1 protein-coding gene is annotated in these 3114 nt (G+C 32.0%); it reads left to right on the top strand.

Features of this window, described 5'->3' with window-relative positions; genetic code table 11:
* Positions 1-226: 226 nt before the first annotated feature.
* On the top strand, positions 227-2872 hold the full coding sequence (locus tag U9R42_13880) for a valine--tRNA ligase (GenBank protein ID MEA3497112.1): 2646 nt from the start codon (positions 227-229) through the stop codon (positions 2870-2872).
* Positions 2873-3114: the final 242 nt, after the last annotated feature.

The raw sequence follows: 3114 nt of genomic DNA, 5'->3' as shown, positions 1-3114 counted from the left end.
ACTTCTTAATTGTTCGTTTCTCAAACTTTAGGCACTTTAAGTACTCCAAGTACTTTAGGCACTTCTTAATTGTTCGTTTCTCAAACTTTAGGCACTTTAAGTACTCCAAGTACTTTAGGCACTTCTTCTTTTTTATTATTACATCAATTTACTTATTGAATAATTAATTATTTTTGCAACTCAAAAAAAACTATTATTTATTTTGCTAAAAACGATTTAACAAAACATGGAACTGAATAAAAACTACGACCCAACAAATATTGAGGACAAATGGTATGACAAATGGATGAAAAAGGGATATTTTCATTCTGAACCAGACGAAAGAGAAGCATTTACAATGGTAATACCTCCACCAAACGTTACAGGAGTTTTGCACATGGGACACATGCTAAACAATACAATTCAGGATGTTTTGGTTAGAACAGCACGAATGAAAGGCAAAAACGCTTGTTGGCTTCCCGGTACCGATCATGCTTCAATTGCAACAGAATCAAAAGTTGTGAACAAACTTAAAGAACTTGGAATAAAAAAGTCAGATATTAGCCGTAAGGAGTTTCTTGAATATGCATGGGATTGGAAAGAAGAACACGGGGGGATAATTTTAGAACAACTAAAAAAACTTGGTGCCTCATGTGATTGGGAAAGAACAAAATTTACAATGGATGAAGACCTTTCCGAAAGTGTAATTGATACTTTTATTGACTTACATAAAAAAGGATTGATTTACAGGGGAATAAGAATGGTAAATTGGGACCCACAAGCAATAACGGCTGTTTCTGATGAAGAAGTTATTCATAAAGAAGTTAATTCCAAACTTTATTACGTAAAATATAATATTGCAGGAACAAATGATTTTTTAACAATTGCTACTACAAGACCTGAAACAATTCTCGGAGATACTGCTGTTTGTGTAAATCCTAAAGATGAAAGATACAAACATCTTAAAGGAAAAGAAATTATTATTCCTTTGGTAAACAGAAAAGTACCTTTGATTTATGACGAATACGTTGACATGGAATTTGGTACTGGAGCCTTAAAAATTACTCCTGCACATGATATTCATGATTATGAAATTGGTATTAAGCACAAGCTACAAACAATAAATATTTTTAATGACAATGGAACATTAAACGATAATGCACAGTTGTTTGTAGGGATAGATAGATTTAAAGCAAGAAAATTGGCAACTGCCAAACTTGAAGAAAACGGAAATCTTTTAAAAGTTGAAGACTACAAAAATAAGCTTGGTTATTCGGAAAGAACAAATGCTGTAATTGAACCGAAACTATCTATTCAGTGGTTTGTTAAAATGGACAAACTAGCTAAGCCTGCTCTTGAAAATGTAATGAATGATAGCATAAAATTTCATCCTGCAAAGTTCAAAAACATGTATAAGCACTGGATGGAAAATGTTAAAGATTGGTGCATTTCAAGACAACTGTGGTGGGGACATCAAATTCCTGCATTCTATATAAAAAATGAAGATAAGACCCTTGGGGGAGATGATTATATTATTGCAAAAAGTAAAGATGAAGCTCTTGAAATTGCAAAAGAAAAAACAGGGAATAATAATTTAACAATCAATGACATTCGTCAAGATGAAGATGTGCTTGATACATGGTTTTCTTCATGGTTGTGGCCAATTTCTACTTTTGACGGTATCCGCAATCCTGAAAACAAAGATATTAAATATTATTATCCTACAAACGACCTTGTTACAGCTCCCGAAATAATTTTCTTTTGGGTAGCCCGAATGATAATGGCAGGTTATGAATACCTTGGTCAACCTCCTTTTAAAAATGTATATTTTACAGGAATAGTAAGAGATCAGCAGAGAAGAAAAATGTCTAAGTCATTAGGTAATTCACCTAGTCCTTTAAAATTAATAAAAAAATACGGAGCCGATGGTGTCAGGATAGGAATGCTTCTTTCTTCACCTGCTGGAAACGATTTGCTTTTTGACGAAGGACTTTGTGAGCAAGGCAGAAATTTTAATAACAAAATCTGGAATGCATTTCGTTTAACACAAAGCTGGACTGTTGATGAAAGCAAGCAACAACCCGAACATTCAAAACTTGCAACAAAATACTTTGATTCAAAATTGAACAAAAGCATTTCAATAATTGAAGACCATTACTCTAAATATCGTATTTCGGATGTTTTAATGACTATTTATAAATTGTTTTGGGATGACTACAGTTCTTGGTATCTTGAAATAATAAAACCACCTTTTGGAGAAAAAATTGATAAAAAAACTTTTGATGAAGCAGTTCAATTTTTTGAGAAATTATTACAATTATTACATCCTTTTGTTCCATTTATTACTGAAGAATTGTGGCATCACATTAAAAAAAGAAATGAGAATAATGATATAATTATTTCAAAATATCCTGAGAGTAAGGATTTTGATGAAGAGTTGCTTGCAAAATTTAAACATGCTACTCAGGTAATAACAGCAATCAGGGATTTTAGAAACAATAACAATATTCCAAACAAGGAAAAAATTGAACTAAAAATTCAATTAAAGGATAAGAGTAACACCGAATTTGATGGTGTTGTAAAAAAATTATGTTTAATAGAAACAATTGAGTATATTGATGACAAACCGGATAACATACAATCTTTGGTGGTTCATTCAACAGAGTATTTTATTCCCTTTAGCGACAGTATTAATATTGATGAAGAAATTGAAAAGATAAATAAGGATATTGAATATCAGAAAGGCTTTTTGAACATTGTAATGAAAAAATTGAATAATGATAAGTTTGTTCAAAATGCACCTGAGAAAGTTGTAGAAATTGAAAAAAAGAAAAAAGCAGATGCTGAAAAAAAGATAGAAGTTTTGAAGAAGAAAAGAAGTAGTTTGAATTAAGAAGTACTTAAAGTTGGAAGAAGTGGGAAGAAGTACTTAAAGTGCCTAGAGTGCCTAGAGTACTTAGAGTTGGAAGGAGTGGGAAGAAGTACTTAAAGTGCCTAGAGTACTTAGAGTTGGAAGGAGTGGGAAGAAGTACTTAAAGTGCCTAGAGTACTTAGAGTTGGAAGAAGTTGGAAGAAGTACTTAAAGTGCCTAGAGTGCCTAAAGTACTTAGAGTTGGAAGAAGTTGGAAGAAGTAC

It is taken from the genome of Bacteroidota bacterium (genome assembly GCA_034723125.1).
Taxonomy (GTDB): Bacteria; Bacteroidota; Bacteroidia; order CAILMK01; family JAAYUY01; genus JAYEOP01.
The sequence above is the reverse complement of the archived record's forward strand: the minus strand, read 5'-3'. Positions and strand labels throughout refer to the sequence as shown.